Consider the following 18,557-nt stretch of genomic DNA (forward strand, 5'->3'; position numbering starts at 1 on the left):
AACCAGGAGCTCGGCGAACCCTTCCGCCGCGACGCAATGAAAAAACCCGTCGCCGTCGCAGGAATCTCGGCCGAAGACATGAAAGCTCAGGCCGAACTGTAATCTGATCCTGCCCCCACCCGGGCCGAATACGGTGCGGGTGGGGGCAGGCTTTGCCCAAAAGGCAGCTCAAATATTGCAAAGGAAGTAAGATGCAGGCGTTGAGTGCATCCAACTCGCCGTGGCTTCGGGCACGGTCTTTCGTTCGTTTGAACGGGCACGGTTTCCTTGTTTCCGTGGTTGTTGCCGTCGCAGCGAAGTTCTTGTCCGAACATTATGGTGCCCCGGCGATGCTGATGGCCCTGTTGCTGGGCATCGCGTTCCATTTCCTGGCCGAAGACGATGCCGGCGACTGCAAGGCCGGAATCGAATTTACCGCACGAACGGTTCTGCGTTTTGGCGTTGCGCTGCTTGGGGCGCGTATTTCCGTTGAATTGATGATGAGCCTTGGCGCTGATCTGATTGCCGTTGTGATTGCCAGTGTGATCCTCACGATCCTGTTCGGGCTTCTTGGCGCGCGTCTTCTGGGCCGTGGTTGGCGCTTTGGGGTGCTGACAGGGGGATCGGTTGCGATCTGCGGTGCATCGGCCGCAATGGCCTTGTCGGCCATCCTGCCCAAAAACGAGCATTCGGAGCGGAACCTGGTTTTCACGGTACTGTCGGTTACTGTTCTGTCGACAATCGCGATGATCGCCTACCCGATCCTCACCGAAGCTTTCGAATTCAACGACGAGGTTTCAGGGGTCTTCCTGGGCGGAACGATCCATGATGTCGCGCAGGTTGTCGGGGCCGGGTTCTCGGTTTCGGACCAAACCGGTGAGGTGGCGACTTTGGTCAAGCTGATCCGTGTCGCAATGCTGGCCCCGGTGGTTCTGGTCATCTCGTTTCTTGTCCGGCGCCACGCGGAGTTCAGCGAGGAAGACGGCAAGCGCCCACCTATTTTGCCGATGTTTGTCGTTGGCTTTCTGATCTTTGCCGTCCTGAATTCAATGGGCTTGATTCCCGAAGTGGTCGCGTCGGCCATGGCCGATCTCAGCCGGTGGGCGCTGCTGGTGTCGATTGCGGCAGTGGGCATGAAAACGTCGCTCAAGCGGATTCTGGATGTGGGCGGGCAGGCCATCGTCCTGATCGTGGCCGAGACGATCTTTATCGCTGCTCTGGTTTTGGCGGGTGTCTACCTGTTTCATTAGAGGATGGCGGAAATCCAAGTTCAGCACGTGACCGTTCATTGGCCGGTCACGTCATCTCGCACTACATGACCAGCAGGAGGGTATGACCTCATGACGACACAGGTAATCAATCTTTTCGATGAGCCCGCAACGCGCAGCGAAAGGCGTTTGGCCGATCTTCCCGATCGCGTTGTCGCGGGTGATCCGCATCACAAGATTGGAATGCACTTCACCAACCCGGATGGACAACTGTCTGCCGGGACCTGGACGTCTACGCCGGGCAAATGGCACGCGTTCACGGACAAGGACGAATATTGCTATATCGTCAAAGGCCATTGCGCCCTGATCCACGAAGACGGGACCCGTCAGGATTTTCGCACCGGGGCCAGCTTTTTGATCCCCAATGGCTTTCGCGGCTATTGGGAAGTCGTGGAAGAAACGACCAAGCACTTCGTGATCCGAGATTGCGCGCCCGACGCATGATCCGATCCGTGAATGAACCTGAGGCGGCGTGAACCGGCATGCCTCAGGCGCGTCATTGGCTTTTCAGCGACGGGTCTGGTCAAAGCTGATCGTCAGTTTTTCCGCCGTGGGTATTGACTGGCAGGTCAGGATTTCTCCGGCTTTGATGTCTTTGTCTTCCAGCGCCATGCGCGCCCGCATATGAACTGTGCCGTCGGTCAGTTTGGCCCGGCACGCGCCGCAAACTCCGGATTGGCAGGAATAGGGTGGCTTGAGCCCCGCTGACTGCGCTGCGTGAAGAATGGTCTGTCCCTTGGAGACCGAAATGAGATGTCGGGTGCCTTCCAGCGTCAATTCAGCGCTTGCGTCCACCCCTTCAATACCCGTGTCCAGATCCGGCGCAGCACCATAGCTTTCCATGTGGATGCGGTTCTGGGGAACATCAATGGACATCAAGGCCGATTTGACGGCCTGGTTCATATCGCCCGGACCACAGATATAGTACCGCGCGTCCTGGGTGTAAGGTGGATACTCGGCGATCAACGCTTCGATTGCGGCCTTGTCGATTGTACCTTGCCGCCAGTACTCGGCGCTGGACCACCAGCCGGGTTTCGAAAAGACATGGTTGATTGTAAAACGTTCGGGATGCGCTTGCTGAAGCACGCTCAGTTCGTGCTGCAAAAGGATGCTTTTGGCGTTTGTGTTGCCATACACCAGATGCGCGACTGAATGGGGCTCGGCTGTCAAAGCCGAGTTCAGCATTGCAAAGAGCGGAGTAATGCCAGAGCCCGCGCCAAAAAAGTAATAAGTGCGCCGCGCCGTTTCGTCGGGGTCCAGGCAGAAACTGCCAAATGGCGGCATGACGTCAATGGTTTGCCCTTCCTGAACAGTGTCGTTGATGAAGTTGCTGACACGGCCACCCTTGACCCGTTTGACGGTGATGCGAAGCGGGTCCCCGGAGTAAGGCGAACTGGAGATCGAATAGCTTCGACGGTGCTCTTCGCCATCAATATTGAAACGAACGGACACGTGTTGGCCCGGCCTCCAGGCGAATATGTCCATCAGGTGGTCAGGGACATCGAACATAACGGTCTTTGCCACGCCATCCGGCTCGACTCTGGTCCCGCAAACGCGCAATGGGAAAAAATCACGCGAGTTCATTTCCCTTCCCCCAACCATTGCAGAACAACTTTCTGGTGCTCGATGACGGGACTTTCACCGTTTGCCGCCGGACCTGCTTCAAAATACGGAGAATGCAGGGATTTCTGCTGTTGCTCGCACGCGTAGATGTCTTCGCCGGTAAAGTCACCGGCAACCATCGGGTCATCTTCGCCCATCGCGTCATTGGCTTCGTATTTCCCAGCTATTCCAAACTTGGACCAGAAAGAGGACGACTTCATCGACTGTTTGGTGAATTCCCATTCCGAGCTGTTGGACACCCGCCCGCGGTTGTGAACTCGTGTCAGTTCCGGGCCAAGGGGTTCGACAATGAAGATATTCCAGCCGTCTTCCGAAGCGGCCAGACCAATCCCCGGGAACAGCATCGGCACCCAGGCGCCGTTCATGTCTTTGGGGATGACGCGCGGGGCGGTCAGTTTGCTGTCCTGATCTTCAAGAAACTCCGCCACGGGCGGCTCCCAAAACATGTAATGAGGTCCTTCCCAGTGGAATTCGGCGGATTTGTGGTCATACATCTGCAGCGTATTCGAATGCAGATGGCTCAGGTGGTAAACGTCGATGTAATTTTCGACGACAACCTTCCAGTTGGCCTTTATCTCATAGCTGGTGTTCAGGTCTTCGTACTCGATCAGCTCTTCCGGTACGTGCGGGCCGATATGGGGTTCGACGGGGCCGAACCATTCGGCGATGGAAGGCGCGTCGGGGTCTGGGTGGACGAAAATCATCGATTTCCAGATATCGACCTTGGCGGGTTTCAGGCCAAGGCAGGACTTGTCGACCTTGCCAAATTCCTCGTGCTCATCCGGCACCGAAATCAGATTGCCTTCAAGATCGTAGGTCCAATCGTGATAAGGACAGGTCAATGCTTTTTGCGTTTTGCCAACCGCGCGGATCAATTGGGTTCCGCGGTGGCGGCAGATGTTATGGAAGGCGCGCAGGCGACGATCGCGCCCCATGATCACGAATATATTGTTGAGTCCGGCCTGCAAGGCGATGAACTGGCCGGGTTCACTGACATCCTCCATAAAACCGGCGTAGCGCCAGGTTTTGGAGAAGATTTCGCGCATTTCCCGGTCGAACCAATCCTGGCTCGTGTAAGCTTCGACCGGCAAAAGGTGCAGCATGGGTTTCATTTGAGCCTCTTGTGAAGGAATTTTCAAAACGTTTGGGGGAGAAAGTCGATGGCGATCATCGACAGGCCTAATGCGACCCAGGCGAGTTGGATCAGCCAAAACAGGATGGGGTCCTCATCCCGGGTTACGTCGGTCAAAAGCAAAGCGTGACCGGAATAGAAATTCGGGATTGTCCAGAACATGAAAAGAAGCCCCCAAAGAGCCTGATAGCCAAGTACCGTCGTCACCATCAGCGCCGCGAAGGTGATGTAGTTCAGCTGTCGCTTGCGTGTCATGGTTCTTGCTCCAGGCCATTGAACAGCGCACGCGCGGCCTGTTCGGCCTGAGTTTTCCAGACATTCGGCATATCCAGAGGGGCCAAAGACGTCGCGTTGAAATAAAGCGCCACAATGCCATGAGCGGCGGTATTGACCTTTGCGGCATCCACATTCGGGAAATCCGCGCGCAGTATCGCAGCAATCGTAGTTCCAAAGGCAAGCAGAGCCTCTCGACAAGCCCGGCGAAGCGAAGCATCCTCGACCGCCCGCGCGGTGAGTGCTGCGAAGGCAAGTACCATATCCGGTGACGTCTGGTTCATGTCCGAGAAAAGAAGATCGATCAGATGTCTTGATTTTCTCGACGCCGGCAAGCCTGCAACGAGTGCCTCAGACTGTTCCGAAAAACTTTTCAGAACATAGTCTTGCAGGGTCGTAATCAATTCATCCCGATTGCCCAGGTGATGCCGGATCAGAGGCCGTGTCAGGCCCGCCTCCTTGGCTATTTGCGAAAGCGATGCACCATCAAGGCCATATCTCGCAACACATCTGACCAGAGCCTGCATAATCTGCTCATAACGTTCATCACGATTTGAGGGGCGCCCGATCATGTTATTTCCAGTATTTCAGCTTCAGGTCTGCGGTTGCACCGCCGCCGATGGCGACAGCGGCATCCGCGAATTCCGGCGGTAGACCGCTCCGATCCATGCCGCCAAAGACGTACCCTTCGGTTGGGACATCCTTCTCGGTATCCAGGTCGCTGTTGCTGTTCTCGTCGTGAATCGCGGCAATCGCATAGGTGCCAAGCGGGAGATTGTGAAAGGTGACCGAAGCCAAGCCCTTGACAGCAGGAATGGAAGCCAAGGCCGCCGCGTTCGCCACGTCCATGGCCCTAAAAGATTTTGAGTCATCGAACACGGCAATGATCAAATCACCCTCTGCATTGCGCACGTCCTGCACCGTCGCAGTGAGAGTTTGTGCGGATGCCCCGAGGGTTGAAGCTAGTGTCATCACAGATGCGACGACCAGTTTGCTAATCGGCATGATATATCCTTTACTGTCAACATTGACAGTAAATAGGAAGAGTGCAATTAACTGTCAATAGTGACAATTATTCACCCGATTTCCCTGAGCGTGTTTTTTTGCATTGAACCAAGCACGACGTATCGGCCCAACGCCGACAAGGATCGGAGAAAAGGGATAAAAATATCCTAAGGCGGCTTTCCAAAGCTACTCGGGCAAGACTTGCCGCATGTAGAGATGACGCATGACCATTGGCGTCAGGTACATCGGGATTTGATACGCTCCGATGAAGGCCATGATGGGTGCGGTGACCTCGGGCGGCAAAGCAACGAAGAATATCGCGATGTTTCTGTTTCCCGCGATCAAAGAGACAGCGGTTGCTCTGGCTGCCGGCAGACGTCCTCGGGTAATCCGGAACGAAATGAATTGTGCTCCGAAATTGGCCAGACAGGCGAGCGCGATCCAGAAGGCCGCGACGGCCGGGCTTTTCAGCGCAGTGGTGCTGACGGAAGGCATCAGGCCGATGACAAAAACGGCCAAGGTGATTGTGCCCAACCCTTCCAGATTCACCAATGTGGAGCGTGATGGTGAACGCAACCAGACGCGCCGGACAACAATGGCGGCGCCAGTTGTGCAGAGTATCGTCAACAGCAGTTGCAACCCGGCCAGCAGAACAGAGTGAATGCCGCCCAGTTCTGGCATGAGCAGGAACACCGGAAACGCTGTCAATGGCAACAGGGCAGTGCCAACCACCATCATTCGCATCGCGTGTTCAGGTGGGTAGCCCATCATCAAACACATGTTCGGACTGCCGGAAATCGAGGGCGCAGCCGCCATGATGAGCAGGGACAGAAGCACCGGCGTTCCGGTCCATCCCCCGACAAACCCGATGGCCAGAATGATCAGCGGTATCACGAATTGAAACCCGATGACGGTGAACGCGACCTTGTGCAGATCGCTCAACGATCCAAGAATGGTTTCGGGGTCCATTCTCAGGACGGTGACGAACAGCAACAACACGACCAGGGGCGGCAGCAGGCCTCGCATGGGCTCGGCCAAACCCGGCAATAGAAGACCCGCCGCCAATCCGGCGACCAGAACACGGGGCCCGTGGCGGGCCGCCAGATGGAGCAGGTTCAAGGCCGTTTTACCCGCCCGGGCTCTGACGCAAATTCTCGGGCAGCCAAGTGGCGAGGTCGGGGAACCAGATGAGGATGAAGACCATCAGCACCATGATCAGGAACATCGGTATCGCAGCGCGTGCGATATAGCTCATCTCATGGTTGGTCATGCCCTGCATCACGAACAGGTTGAACCCGATCGGAGGTGTGATCTGCGCCATTTCAACAACGACCACGATGAAGATGCCGAACCAGATCAGGTCAATGCCAGCGTCGCGGATCATTGGTTCCACCACGGCCATGGTCAACACGACGGAAGAAATCCCGTCAAGAAAACAGCCCAGAATGATGTAGAACACCAGCAGGACCATAAGCAGTTCGAAACGGGTCAGTTCCCAACCTGCAATCAGATCGGCCAGCCCGCGCGGCAGGCCGGTGAAGCCCATGGACAGCGACAGAAACGCCGCGCCGGCAAGGATCAGGGCGATCATCGCGCTGGTTCGCGTGGCGCCCATCAGGCTTTCGGTGAATGTCTTCCAGTTCAACGACCCTTGGCCTGCCGCCAGCAACAGGCCGCCGATCACCCCAAAAGCCGCAGCTTCGGTCGCAGTGGCATAGCCCAGATACATTGAGCCGATGACGACCGTGATCAGAAGGATCACAGGCAACAAAAAGCGGGAATTTCTGACTTTCTCGGAAAAGCTCAGCTTGCCCTCGACATCCGGGGTCCAGTCTTTGCCCAACTTGGAATAGATCGCGACATAACCCATGAACATCGCTGCCAGCACCAAACCGGGAAGGATGCCGGCAAAGAACAGCTTGGTGATCGATTCATTGATCGTCACCCCGTAGACGATCAGGGTCAAAGACGGCGGGATCATCAGCCCCAGAGTGGCCGCACCGGTCAGAGTACCGATGATCATCCGTTCGGGGTAGTTGCGCTTGCGCAGTTCGGGGATCGACATCTTTCCGACAGTGGTCAGGGTTGCCGCCGACGAACCTGAGACTGCCGCGAAGACGGTACAGCCCACGATATTGGTATGCACCAGACCGCCGGGCAGGGGGGCCATCCAGGGGGACAGCCCTTTGAACATGTCTTCGGACAATCGCGTGCGGTACAGGATTTCGCCCATCCAGATGAACATGGGCAAGGCGGTCAGGGTCCACGACGACGAAGCGGACCAGATCGTCGTGATCATCACGTCGCCCACGGGGCGTGTCGTGAACAGCTCCATCCCGACCCAGGCGACGCCCATCAGGGCCAGGCCGACCCAGACGCCGGTACCGAGAAGGGTGAACAGAACAAAAAGGAAAAGGATGATGACAGACAGGTTTTCCATGCGTCTATTCTCCGTGGCTCTGGTCGGCCAGATCGCGGACAATGCGATGGTCACCTTTGAACAGGACGTGGATCAGGTGATCCGCCAGCGCGATGGCCAAGATCACGGCTCCGATCAGCATCGCGGATTGCGGAATCCACAGCGCGGTTCTGTCCTGACCCTGGCTGATGTCGTTGAACTTCCAGCTCCAATAGACGAAGCGATAGGCATACCAGCAGAAATACCACATGACGGCTGTGCCGATGGTGAAACACCAGATTTCAAGGACACGCCGCACGCTGTCCGGCACCGCGTTCAGAAGGATCGAAACCCGAATGTGGCTGCCCCGGTTCAACGCATTGGCAAAGGCCAGAAAAGATGCCGCCGCCATTGCATAGCCGGCATAGTCGGGCGCTCCGGGAAAGACTTCACCGGTCCAGCGGGCCAGCATCTGCACGACGATCAGCAAAAGAATGGCAATCAGGCTGACCGCCGCCATTACCCCCGCTGCCAGATAGATGAAATCCAGAACGGACCGAAGCCCCCGCAATACCGCCATGGCGTCCCCGCTGTGTTATGATTGGATGGAAAACAGGCGACGCAATGCAACGCCGCCTGCCTCGAACGGTTACTGAGAGGCGTTGAACGCGTCGACGATGGCTTTGCCTTCGTCGCCGGCGGCTTCCAGCCATTCATTGGTCATGGTCACACCAATCTCTTTCAGCTCATTCGTCATCTGCTCGGATGCCGGACCGACGGTCATGCCACCATCACGCAGACCTTGCAGAGTAAAGCCGGTATATTCCTTGGCGCGCCAGTTGCCCGCGTATTCCGCCAGCTCTGCGCAGGCCTTGATGACGTTCTTGTTGGCGTCGGACACGCCCGACCAGACATCCGAATTCACCATCACGTAGTTGCGTGGCAACCAGGCATCGACTTCGTAGAAATAGTTCAGGCTTTCCCAGACCTTGCGGTCATACCCGGTCGATCCCGAAGACACCATCGACTCGGCGACACCCGTCGCAAAAGCCTGACTGATTTCCGCCGCTTCGATCGTTACCGGCAACATGCCTGTCAGTTCGGCCAGTCGCGAAGTCGCGTTGTTGTACGAACGGAACTTGATGCCCTTCATGTCGGCGACCGAGTTCACCTCATTCTTGAAATACAGCCCCTGCGGTGGCCACGGTACAGCATAAAGCAGCGTCAGGTTCTGCTCTGCCAATACTTTTTCGATAGATGGCTTGGCGGCCTCCCAAAGCTTGGCGCTGTCGTCGAACGAGGTCGCAAGGAACGGGATCGAATCGAAACCGAACAACGCGTTCTCATTCTGGTGGCCGGACAGAAGGCGTTCGCCGATCGGGGCTTGCCCGGTCTGGATTGCGCGTTTGATATCGGCACCTTTGAACAGCGAGCCGGATGGATGCGTAACGATTTCGATCTCACCGCCGGTTCCGGTCGTTACACATTTGGCGAATTCCGCACCGGTGGCCGAATGGAAGTTCGACGCCGAATAGGCCATCGGCATGTCCCATTTTTCGGCCATGGCCGGTGCTGCCGCGGCAGCAGTCAAAGCGGTTGCCGCCAGAAGGTTTGTCATTGTTTTCATCATTTTCTCCCTATCGAGTTTTGAAATACCGATGTTTTTCATCGGTCTGTTCTTATGTTGCAAAGCGCGACGGCGCATAAACGCTTACGTCGGTGTTCGGGGTTCTGCCCGCAATCATCTGCGCCAAAAGCCGCCCGGTCTTTGGGCCACCTGTCAGGCCGATATGATGATGCCCAAAGCCCATATAGGCCCCTTTGATTCCGGGCACGTCGCCTATGATCGGGATCGAGTCAGCCGGGGCCGGCCTGTGCCCCATCCATTCCACTTCCTCCTTCCATGTTATGCCCGGAAACGCGGCCCGGGCATTCTTTCGCATCAATTCAAACGGCGCGCGCGAGGGCGGTGCGTCCAGCCCACCGAACTCCACGATACCTGCCAAGCGTATGCGCCCATCCATAGGCGTGGCAACAAACTTGCCCGAAGCCACCATGACCGGGCTGCGGGGCATGGCAGAAGGTGCCATCAATTCAAGATGATAACCGCGCTCGCTTTCAAGAGGAACAGAAACCCCCAGTCGCTTCGCCAGCGGCCCCGACCAGACGCCAGCCGTGACAATGGCGGTGTCGCAAGCGATGGTCTCACCACCCGCGCGCACACCGGTAACGCGGCCGTTCTCGCGGGTGACGTCCTCGACATTGGCGCGGATGATCCGGCCTCCGCCGTCCTCAACATGGGCGGCCAAGTCTTTCACGTACTGCCCGGGATCGGTGATATGACCGTGGTTTGACAGCTTGGCAGCGAAACCGATATCCGGGCTGAACACGGGGTCATAGTCGTGAAACGCCTTGCCCTCCAGTTCTTCCCAATCAAAGCCATTCTTCCGCCTTATTCCCCAGCCCAACGCATCTTGTTCAAAATGGGCCCGGTTCTCGTAGAGAAACAGATAGTCGCTGGGCACGATCCACTTTTCAGCACGCGTGCCTGCCGCCAAAGCCTTGTGATCATTCAGGCTGTCGCCGACGATCGGCGTCAGCGCCGCCGCGATCCGTTCAACGTCTGCCACGTTCGCGTGGCTCAGATATTGCCGGAGCCATGGGAGCAGCTTGGGCAGATACCCCCATTTCAAAAACAGCGGCTGCGACGAGCTCAGCAACATTTTGGGTGCTTTGCCAAGCAGTCCGGGAACCGTCACAGGTATGATGGAACAGGACGCCAGCACACCGCCATTGCCATGAGACGTGCCTTCACCCGGTCCGGCCTTGTCGAACAGGATCACGTCGTGCCCGTCCCGTTGCAGCCAGACTGCGGCCGACACGCCGACGATACCGGCGCCGATGATGGCTATGGTTTTCTTGTCGCTCATTCTGAAACCGCCCTGGCCACTGCGTAATGGTTCAGTTTGGCCACCTCGGGCCTGCCGCCAAGCCCGGGGGTTTCGGGCACGCAGACCTGACCGTTCCGGATCCGGAAGGGCTCTTCCAGAATGTCCTCTTTCAGAAAATAGGACGCCTGATAAAACTCGCAGCCCAATGTGATCTCGGGTGTCGCGGCAATCAGATGGGTGCCCGCAAGATGGGCCAGGCCGGCCTCGAACATGTCCCCGCCATACGCCGTCAGGCCGTGCGCCGCCGCGATGCGGGCGACCGTTTGCCCGCGGGTCAGTCCGCCAGACTTCATTATTTTCACCGAGACACCATCGCAAATGCTTTCACGCGCGGCGCGTTCCATATCTTCGGGACCAAAGACGCTTTCATCGGCGAGAAGGGGAACATCGGTCATTTGGCGCAGCTTTGCCATCATGCCGAAATGGTGGGCGCGAACCGGCTGTTCGATGAAATCAGGATTGAACCGGGCCACGTCCCGCACCCGCGTCGGAGCCTCCTCGATGCTCAGCCCCTGATTATAGTCCACGCGGACCGAGAACTCAGGGCAGTTCTGCGCAAGGTACTCCAACCGCATGATGTCAAAGGCGTGATCCTTGAACCCGGTCTTGAGTTTGACAATCCGCACGCCGTCCTCTCGCAACCGCGCCAACAGGTCTATGTCCTGAGAAAAGTCCGGGTTGGCGATGGAACAGCTGAGCGGAATGGTGTTGCGGCAGCGACCGCCCAGCAATGACCAGACAGGGATGTCGCTGATACGGCCGGCCAGATCCAGCAGCGCGGTTTCCAGCGCGGCCTTGGCCTCGGTGCAATGCGCCACGGCACAGGCCGCGCGCGCCATGATGGCTGACCGGTCGCCCACGCGGGCGCCAAGAACAAGGGGGCGTAGATATCGATCCAGTGCCGCAAATGTCGCTTCCGGGGTGCCGGTGAACACCGACCAGGGTGACGCTTCGCCAAATCCCTGTGTGCCATCCTCGGATGCCAGTCGCAGCATGACGACTTCGCAGACGCCTTCGACGGATCCTATACCGTGATCCCGGCGGGACGTGACCGGAAGCTTCAGGTGCCAAAGGTCGTAACCGATGATGTTTTGTGACAGATCGTTCATTCCGCCCCCTGTGGTTGAGCGAAAGCCTGCCTTGACGAGCATATCATTTCAAATACTATATCTTCGACAGTTCATCAGAAAAAATGATGCGGTAATCCATGTCCCTGCGCTTTCGCCAGCTTCAAGCGTTTCACGCCATCATGGAAACCGGAACCGTAACCGGTGCGGCGTCGGTACTTGGGATATCCCAGCCTGGTATCAGCAATCTGTTGGCTCAGTTGGAACGCGAAGCGCGACTGCCTCTGTTCGAGCGCAACAAGGGCCGTTTGCTGCCCACCCCGGAAGCCGAGCTGCTGTTCCGCGAAGTCGACACGGTCGTGCGCGGGTTGGATCACGTGGCACAGGCCGTGACGGATTTGCAGAACAAACATCCCGGTCAATTGCAGGTTGCAGCTCCGCATCTTCTGTCATTTGGTTTCATGCCGCGCGAGATCGCTCGTTTTGCCAAAAGCCGCCCCAACCTGTCCGTCAGTTTCCAGTCGCAGTATTCATCCAAGATTCAGGAATGGGTGATTTCAGGCCTGTTTGAAATCGGCATCGTAGAGATGCCGATCCTGCACGACACTCTGAATTATCAGGTGTTTCAATTCGAAACGCTTGCGACTTTTCCAGAAAACAGTCCCTTGGCGGATTATGACGTTCTGACACCGGAAATACTGGAAAACGAGCCCTTCATCGTGATGGGCCCGGAACACCAAACCCATCGTCGAACCCGTGACATCTTTCAGGCATCCGGGCGCACGTGGCGGACACAGATTCACACGCACCTGTCCGAGAACCTGCTGAGTTTTGTGAAACAGGGCATGGGTGTTGCGATGATCGATCCCTTTACCGTGACGTTCGATGGTGAGAGCGGGTACCAGACCCGCCCGTTCAGGCCATCCGTCATGCTGGATCTTGCAATCATCACCGCAAAGGGGCGCCCCCTGTCCACGATTGCGCAGGAATTTCTGGCCCAGCTGACCCCGTCGATTGCCTCTTACGCAACCCATTCCGACACAGGTGCAGCGGCCTCGTGAAGCTGCTGCGAATGGATGTCGACCAATGTGGGGCCATCATGTTCGAGGGCCTGTTTCAGCACCTTCGGCAAGTCCTCAGGGTCTTTGACCGACCATGATTTCACTCCGAAGGCGGCTGCAACGGCGGCGTGGTCGGTCCGGTTGAAATCAACGTTGTAATAGCGTTGATCAAACCCAGCATCCTGACCCGCCTTGATCCATCCGAAGACCGAGTTCGAGAAAACGATCGAGGTGATCGGCATTTTGTGTCGGACCATCGTTTCAAATTCACCGCAGGTGAACCCAAACGAACCATCGCCCATGACGGCCAGGGTCTTGACCGAGGGCCGGCCGACATGTGCACCCATGGCCGCCCCCAGAGAATAGCCCAGTGCTCCATGTGCGCGATTTGTTATGAAATGCCGCCCGGGTTGCCGCCAACGGTAATGCGCGCTGAAATAGGGGCAGGGGGTGCCGGGGTCAGCGACCACAATCGCATCGTCGTCCAGAATGTCCATCAGGGACGCCATGACAGCCTCTGGCCGGATCGGCATTTCCCGACTTGCAGCCAAGGGGGCAAACGCCGCCGCCTTGGCCTGCCACGCGGCGCGGGCCTTGGTTGCTCCGTCTTGTCCGTTCAGGTCTTGCCGGTCCTCCAGCGCTCGGGCCAATGCCTCAAGCGCGAGGCGGGCGTCAGCGCAGATCGCCACTTCGGTCTGATAGTTTGCGCCGATCACCATGGGGTCGCTGTCGATGTGAATGATCGTGGCGTTGCGTCCGGGGCTTCTCCACCGTTCGGTCGTGACCGAACCGGCGCGGCACCCGATGAACAGGACGACATCAGCCTGATCCACCACGGCGCGTGTCGCGGGGATGCCGCCGTTCGATCCGACGACACCCAGGGCCAGAGGATCGGTTTCAGCGATGGATCCTTGGCCTGAAACGGTTGTGGCGACGGGCATATCCAGCAGACCGGCGACGCGGCGCAACGCATCGGTTGCGCCGGACAGAACGGGGCCGCCGCCACAGACCGCGACGGCGGATTTGGCCTGGGCAAGAATGGCTGCGGCTGCTTCGATGGCATCAGGGTCGGGGGCAGCCCGCTCTGCGGGATAGCTGCGATGCCGGTCGTCGGCCCAGATTTCCGCGTCGTCCACCTGTGCCTTCTGCGTATCAAACGGCAGTGCCAGGTGGGTCGCGCCGGGTTTTCCCGTTGTCATCGCCCGGAACGCCGCTCGAACCATGGCCGGAAGACGGGCAGCATCATCCAGAGACGCGTTCCACTTCGTCAGCGGGCGGAACAACGCTGGCTGATCCAGTTCCGTCAAAGGATACTTCCCACGGCTGGTCGTCGCCACATCGGACGTGATCGCCAGGATTGGAACCGAACTTTCATTGGCCTCGACCACACCCGGCAGAATGTAGGTCGCGCCACCGCCGGAAGGGCCTTCGCAAACGCCGGGCTTGCCTGTCACGCGGGCATAGCCATCCGCCATGTAGGCAGCGTGCCGTTCGTCGCGGGTCAGAATGTGCTGAATGCCGTGATCCAATCGGGCGAGCGCATCATAGAATGGCAAGGTGGTATCGCCGCACAGACCGAACATGTGGGTGACGCCATGCGCCTCGAGCATGCGCACCAGTGCCTCGGCTCCGGTCAGGTAATTCGTTCCTGTCATCGTTCGCGACTCCTTCGATTCACGCCTGCACACAAAGCTGTATACAGTTTTGTATATTGATTTCAAGAACTGTGTGTGGCACCTGTGAATCAACGGAAGAAGGGCATTGTTTATGGCGGGTCCACGCGTCGATGATATTTATGATCAGGTCAAAGCGATGGCGGTCTCCTTCCGCCTGCGCCCCGGTGACCGCCTGAACGAGGTCGCGCTGTCCAGGGATCTGGGCGTCAGCCGCACGCCGTTGCGAGAAGCGTTGAACCGTCTGGTTGCCGAACGGCTGTTCGATTTCCGCCCGGGGCAAGGGTTCTTTTGCCGTCCTTTGGATGCGCAAAGCGTGTTCGACCTTTTCGAGCTGCGCCAGATCATCGAATCCGCAGCGGCCCGATCCGCTTGCGCCAGGGCGACGGATGAAGACCTGCAAAAGCTGCGTGATGAACTTTATGAAACGGGCATCGACATCACCGGTCTGACGATCGAAGAGGCTGTGGCCCGGGACGAAGCGTTCCATCTGGGGATCGCTAAGCTGTCAGGGAACATGGAGTTGTTGCAAACTCTGACGCGGATCAACGAGCGTATCCGCTATATCCGTTGGATTTCCATGAGCATGGACCGGGTGCAGAAGTCCAAGGACGAACATAAACACGTCATGAAGGCCCTGCTGGATCGGGACGCGGACGAGGCGGCCCGGGTTCTGGCGGCTCATATCACAAAACGAATGGATCAGGTTCAGGACGCTGTGCGTCACGGGATTACCAGCATCTACATGGAAGGGGCCGAAGACATCTCGACCCGCATTATCGAGGAGGCACAGGGATGATCGCGCAGGGCGGCAAATCCATTTATGGTGCATCGGTGGGAATCCTTATGCTGGACGCGCAATTCCCAAGAATTCCCGGTGACATGGGCAATGCACGGACATGGCCGTTTCCGGTGCTGTACCGCATCGTTCGGGATGCCTCGCCTGATCGGGTGGTCCGGCATCGGGCCGAAGGTATGCTCGAGGTCTTCATCGACGCTGCGCAAGAGCTGGTCAAAGACGGCGCGGACGGAATAACAACCAATTGCGGGTTCCTGTCCCTGTTCCAGAAGGAGCTGGCCGAGGCCGTTCCGGTTCCCGTCGTCACCTCGTCCTTGATGCAGGTCGAAATGGTGAATCGCATCCTTCCCAAGGGAAAGCGCGCGGGCATTCTGACCATTTCGGCCTCCACTTTGACCAATGACCATCTTCTGGCTGCCAATGTCCCCTTGGACACGCCAATCGGCACAACCGAGGGTGGGCGGGAATTCACCCGCGCAATTCTTGGCAATGAACCGCATCTGAATGTTCAGAAGGCCCGGGAAGACAATGTCGAGGCCGCAATCGCATTGGCCTCGGACCACCCCGATCTTGGGGCAATCGTTCTGGAGTGCACGAATATGTGCCCCTATGCGCCGGATATTCAACAGGCGACCGGGCTGCCGGTGTTCTCGATCGTGTCCTTCGTGACCTGGTTCCAGGCCGGTCTTGTTCCGCCGGTGTACCGGAACTGATCTCTGGCCTTTCATCAAGACGGATTGTGTTGGCCGCAAGCAAAACTCATGCCAGTGTCAGATCACCGGGTATCGAATTTCGGATCACACGCTGTGCATTCGGCAGATCGTTCGACTGCGCACGGTCCTTGGCGGCAATGGCGTCCAGACCATGGCCGATCCATCTGTTGGTCAGGCGGGTTTGGAGTGTTTTCAAATCGGTGTCCAGAAAGACCTTGAATGCCCACAGTTGGTGAAGGTCCGACCAACCCGGTTCATTCAAGAGAAGGTAATTGCCCTCAACCAGAACAACGCGCTGATCCGCCGTGATCATGGACCGCGCGGCAATGGCCAGATCGAGATTTCGGTCAAACTCGGGTATTGCGACTTCTTCTTCCGCACGCAATCGACCAAGCAGCGCATGAAAGCCGGCACGGTCAAAGGTTTCGGGGGATCCCTTGCGGTTCAGCAGGCCGCGATCCTTCAAGATCACGTTGTCATAGTGGAAGCCGTCCATGAAAACCAGGCCGGTCGCGATGCCGCGCAGATTGAGCTCTTTGGTTGCAAGGCCCGCTGCGGTCGTTTTTCCCGATCCCGGCGGCCCGGCAATCGCGACAAGATGCCGGTCTTGCAGCGGCGGCAAGGCCTGGACGGCATCCGCGATTTTGGTTGCAAGCGCCTCGGGGGTGGCAAGTTTACCCGTCACGCGGCCTGGTCCTCGGCGGGCGGTTCCTTGGCGCCGGTCATGAACGCCACCGCGTCGGACATCGTGTAATCCTTGGGATCAACGACGCAGAGGCGTTTGCCCAGTCGATGCACGTGAATTCGATCGGCGACCTCGAAAACATGTGGCATATTGTGGCTGATCAGGATGATCGGAATGCCGCGAGATTTCACGTCCAGGATCAGTTCAAGAACGCGCCGGCTTTCCTTCACGCCCAATGCGGCGGTTGGTTCGTCCAGGATGATGACTTTTGATCCGAATGCCGCGGCACGTGCCACCGCTACACCCTGACGCTGACCCCCGGACAGTGTTTCGACGGCTTGATTGATGTTCTGGATCGTCATCAGGCCCAGTTCGCTCAGCTTGTCGCGGGCGAATTTCTCCATCGCCGGACGATCGAGCATTCGAAACCAAGATCCCAATGGCCCTTTGCGCCGAATCTCGCGCCCCATGAACATGTTGTCCGCAATCGACAGGGCAGGGGACATTGCAAGTGTCTGGTAAACCGTTTCAATACCGGCTTCACGCGCGTCTATCGGCGAGTGGAAATTCACTTTCCGGCCTTCCAGCCAAACATCACCTTCATCCGGCACCACTGCGCCTGAAATCGCCTTGATCAGTGTTGACTTGCCCGCACCGTTGTCGCCGATCACGGCCAGAATCTCGCCCGGCATCAAATCGAAATCGCACTGGTCCAGCGCCGTCACCTTGCCGTAGCGCTTCACAAGGTTCCTTCCTTTGAGAATAGGTTCCATCAGGCTGCCACCTTTCTGATCCACTGGTCGACCGCGACCGCTGCGATGATAAGGATGCCGATCAACAGGAACGTCCATTGCGCATCAGCGCCCAGCAACCGAAGCCCAAGCGTGAAGACCCCGACGATCAACGCTCCGAACAATGATCCGAGAATGGACCCGCGGCCACCGAACAGGGATATGCCCCCGATCACGACCGCTGTTATGCTTTCAATATTGGCCAACTGGCCAGACGTCGGAGACACGGACCCGATCCGACCAATCAGAGCCCATCCCGCGAAGGCGCAGATCAGCCCGGACAGCATGTAAACCGACATCAGCGTGCGATGCACATTGACACCGGACAACTCGGCGGCTTCCGGATCATCACCGACCGCGTAAACATGCCTTCCCCATGCGGTGTGACGAAGGGCGTAGGAAAGCCCGAGGATCAGCACCAGCATGAAGATCACGCCGACGGTGAATACCGCCCCGCCCACGTTGAACTTGGCCCCGAAAAGTTGCAGAATCGCGGCGTTTTCTTCGATCTCCTGCGACCGGATTGTTTCGTTCTGAGAATACAGGAAGTTCGCCGCAAGAACGATTTGCCACATGCCAAGCGTCACGATGAACGGCGGCAGTTTGATGCGGCTGACCAGATACCCGTTCACCGCACCGATTGCGGTGCCAACGAAAAGGCCGCAAACAATCGCGACCGTTGGCGGCAGCCCATATCGGAAGGTGAACTGTCCCATGACAACCGACGACATCACCATGATTGCTCCGACGCTCAGATCGATACCGGCGGTCAGGATGACGAGGCTTTGCGCCGCCGCCACGATCCCGACGATCTGAACCTGTTGCAGGATCAGGGTCAGCGCGAATGGCGAGAAGAACTTGGAGCCCAGCAAAGCCCCGAAAATGACGATGGCAGCCACAAGAACGATCAGCGGCACCAAAGAGGGGTTCACATGCAGAAAATGCTGAACCGTTCCGACAAACCCGCGGTGGTGATCGTCAAATTCGGCAATCTGTTCCGGGCTGCCTTTTGCAGCGGCTTCGAAGTCGTCTGATCGTCGTGAAGTATCGGACATAAAGGTTCCCCCAAAGCGTCAGGTTACTGACGACTTTAGCAAGTTTTCGGGCGAATGGGTGGTTTGAAATGCGGAAGGCCGCCC

Annotated in this window: 20 protein-coding genes; 5 read left to right on the forward strand and 15 right to left on the reverse strand. The window is 57.8% G+C overall.

Annotated elements, in window-relative coordinates:
• The first annotated feature begins 191 nt into the window (after positions 1-191).
• Together ACR0A2_RS21835 and ACR0A2_RS21840 are read left to right on the forward strand one after the other, a co-directional pair.
• A complete protein-coding gene (locus ACR0A2_RS21835) occupies positions 192-1,229 on the forward strand; it encodes a YeiH family protein (RefSeq protein ID WP_480837305.1) in 1,038 nt (345 codons plus the stop codon).
• A 90-nt stretch (positions 1,230-1,319) separates the two neighbouring features.
• A complete protein-coding gene (locus ACR0A2_RS21840; protein ID WP_480837307.1) occupies positions 1,320-1,691 on the forward strand; it encodes a cupin domain-containing protein in 372 nt (123 codons plus the stop codon).
• 63 nt (positions 1,692-1,754) lie between these two features.
• Here the strand turns inward: ACR0A2_RS21840 and ACR0A2_RS21845 are convergent, their stop codons facing one another.
• The 11 genes from ACR0A2_RS21845 to ACR0A2_RS21895 all read right to left on the reverse strand — a co-directional run bounded on the left by ACR0A2_RS21845 (position 1,755) and on the right by ACR0A2_RS21895 (position 11,738).
• Positions 1,755-2,831 carry a 2Fe-2S iron-sulfur cluster-binding protein gene (locus ACR0A2_RS21845; protein WP_480837309.1) on the reverse strand — a complete coding sequence of 359 codons (1,077 nt, stop codon included), beginning with the start codon at positions 2,829-2,831 and terminating at the stop codon, positions 1,755-1,757.
• Positions 2,828-3,973 (reverse strand): aromatic ring-hydroxylating oxygenase subunit alpha, encoded by a 1,146-nt coding sequence (locus tag ACR0A2_RS21850; protein WP_480837311.1) that lies wholly within the window; start codon positions 3,971-3,973, stop codon positions 2,828-2,830. The genes ACR0A2_RS21845 and ACR0A2_RS21850 overlap by 4 nt, the downstream gene beginning before the upstream one ends.
• Before the next feature lie 32 nt (positions 3,974-4,005).
• Positions 4,006-4,257, reverse strand: a complete 252-nt coding sequence (locus tag ACR0A2_RS21855; RefSeq protein ID WP_171331921.1) for a hypothetical protein — start codon at positions 4,255-4,257, stop codon at positions 4,006-4,008.
• Complete coding sequence (locus ACR0A2_RS21860; protein WP_480837313.1) at positions 4,254-4,802, reverse strand: TetR/AcrR family transcriptional regulator; 549 nt, start codon at positions 4,800-4,802, stop codon at positions 4,254-4,256. Before ACR0A2_RS21860 ends, ACR0A2_RS21855 begins: the two co-directional genes overlap by 4 nt.
• Positions 4,803-4,848: 46 nt before the next feature.
• Entirely contained in the window at positions 4,849-5,280 is a 432-nt protein-coding gene (locus ACR0A2_RS21865; RefSeq protein ID WP_480837315.1) for a DUF2141 domain-containing protein, read from the reverse strand.
• A gap of 186 nt (positions 5,281-5,466) precedes the next feature.
• The gene (locus tag ACR0A2_RS21870) at positions 5,467-6,399 is read right to left on the reverse strand and encodes a hypothetical protein (RefSeq protein ID WP_171233892.1); all 933 of its coding nucleotides are present in this window, start codon (positions 6,397-6,399) and stop codon (positions 5,467-5,469) included.
• Positions 6,400-6,406: 7 nt separating this feature from the next.
• Positions 6,407-7,720: a TRAP transporter large permease gene (locus ACR0A2_RS21875; RefSeq protein ID WP_152460436.1), complete on the reverse strand. Its 1,314-nt coding sequence runs from the start codon at positions 7,718-7,720 to the stop codon at positions 6,407-6,409.
• Positions 7,721-7,724: 4 nt separating this feature from the next.
• Positions 7,725-8,258 (reverse strand): TRAP transporter small permease, encoded by a 534-nt coding sequence (locus ACR0A2_RS21880; RefSeq protein ID WP_480837317.1) that lies wholly within the window; start codon positions 8,256-8,258, stop codon positions 7,725-7,727.
• A gap of 69 nt (positions 8,259-8,327) precedes the next feature.
• The gene (locus ACR0A2_RS21885) at positions 8,328-9,305 is read right to left on the reverse strand and encodes a TRAP transporter substrate-binding protein (protein ID WP_171364697.1); all 978 of its coding nucleotides are present in this window, start codon (positions 9,303-9,305) and stop codon (positions 8,328-8,330) included.
• A gap of 52 nt (positions 9,306-9,357) precedes the next feature.
• Positions 9,358-10,608, reverse strand: a complete 1,251-nt coding sequence (locus tag ACR0A2_RS21890) for an NAD(P)/FAD-dependent oxidoreductase (RefSeq protein ID WP_480837320.1) — start codon at positions 10,606-10,608, stop codon at positions 9,358-9,360.
• The gene (locus tag ACR0A2_RS21895; protein WP_480837322.1) at positions 10,605-11,738 is read right to left on the reverse strand and encodes an enolase C-terminal domain-like protein; all 1,134 of its coding nucleotides are present in this window, start codon (positions 11,736-11,738) and stop codon (positions 10,605-10,607) included. The genes ACR0A2_RS21890 and ACR0A2_RS21895 overlap by 4 nt, the downstream gene beginning before the upstream one ends.
• A 98-nt stretch (positions 11,739-11,836) precedes the next feature.
• Between ACR0A2_RS21895 and ACR0A2_RS21900 the strand changes: the two genes are divergently transcribed.
• Positions 11,837-12,757: a LysR family transcriptional regulator gene (locus ACR0A2_RS21900; RefSeq protein ID WP_171364694.1), complete on the forward strand. Its 921-nt coding sequence runs from the start codon at positions 11,837-11,839 to the stop codon at positions 12,755-12,757.
• Here the strand turns inward: ACR0A2_RS21900 and ACR0A2_RS21905 are convergent.
• Complete coding sequence (locus ACR0A2_RS21905) at positions 12,718-14,412, reverse strand: thiamine pyrophosphate-binding protein (protein ID WP_480837324.1); 1,695 nt, start codon at positions 14,410-14,412, stop codon at positions 12,718-12,720. The two genes, ACR0A2_RS21900 and ACR0A2_RS21905, sit on opposite strands and share 40 nt — an antisense overlap.
• Before the next feature lie 112 nt (positions 14,413-14,524).
• On the opposite strand from ACR0A2_RS21905, the gene ACR0A2_RS21910 reads away from it, so the two are divergent.
• Together ACR0A2_RS21910 and ACR0A2_RS21915 are read left to right on the forward strand one after the other, a co-directional pair.
• Positions 14,525-15,229 carry a GntR family transcriptional regulator gene (locus ACR0A2_RS21910; protein WP_480837326.1) on the forward strand — a complete coding sequence of 235 codons (705 nt, stop codon included), beginning with the start codon at positions 14,525-14,527 and terminating at the stop codon, positions 15,227-15,229.
• Entirely contained in the window at positions 15,226-15,942 is a 717-nt protein-coding gene (locus ACR0A2_RS21915; RefSeq protein ID WP_480447699.1) for an aspartate/glutamate racemase family protein, read from the forward strand. Before ACR0A2_RS21910 ends, ACR0A2_RS21915 begins: the two co-directional genes overlap by 4 nt.
• A 46-nt stretch (positions 15,943-15,988) precedes the next feature.
• Here ACR0A2_RS21915 and ACR0A2_RS21920 read toward each other — a convergent pair whose 3' ends face one another.
• Genes ACR0A2_RS21920 through ACR0A2_RS21930 form a run of 3 tightly spaced genes read right to left on the reverse strand, consistent with a single transcriptional unit; the run spans position 15,989 to position 18,473 of the window.
• A complete protein-coding gene (locus ACR0A2_RS21920; protein ID WP_480447698.1) occupies positions 15,989-16,627 on the reverse strand; it encodes a nucleoside/nucleotide kinase family protein in 639 nt (212 codons plus the stop codon).
• Positions 16,624-17,400, reverse strand: a complete 777-nt coding sequence (locus ACR0A2_RS21925) for an ATP-binding cassette domain-containing protein (RefSeq protein WP_171230736.1) — start codon at positions 17,398-17,400, stop codon at positions 16,624-16,626. Before ACR0A2_RS21925 ends, ACR0A2_RS21920 begins: the two co-directional genes overlap by 4 nt.
• Positions 17,400-18,473 (reverse strand): ABC transporter permease, encoded by a 1,074-nt coding sequence (locus tag ACR0A2_RS21930; RefSeq protein ID WP_171233900.1) that lies wholly within the window; start codon positions 18,471-18,473, stop codon positions 17,400-17,402. Before ACR0A2_RS21930 ends, ACR0A2_RS21925 begins: the two co-directional genes overlap by 1 nt.
• Positions 18,474-18,557 lie beyond the last annotated feature (84 nt).

The sequence above is a fragment of the Ruegeria sp. H8 genome, from assembly GCF_056532905.1.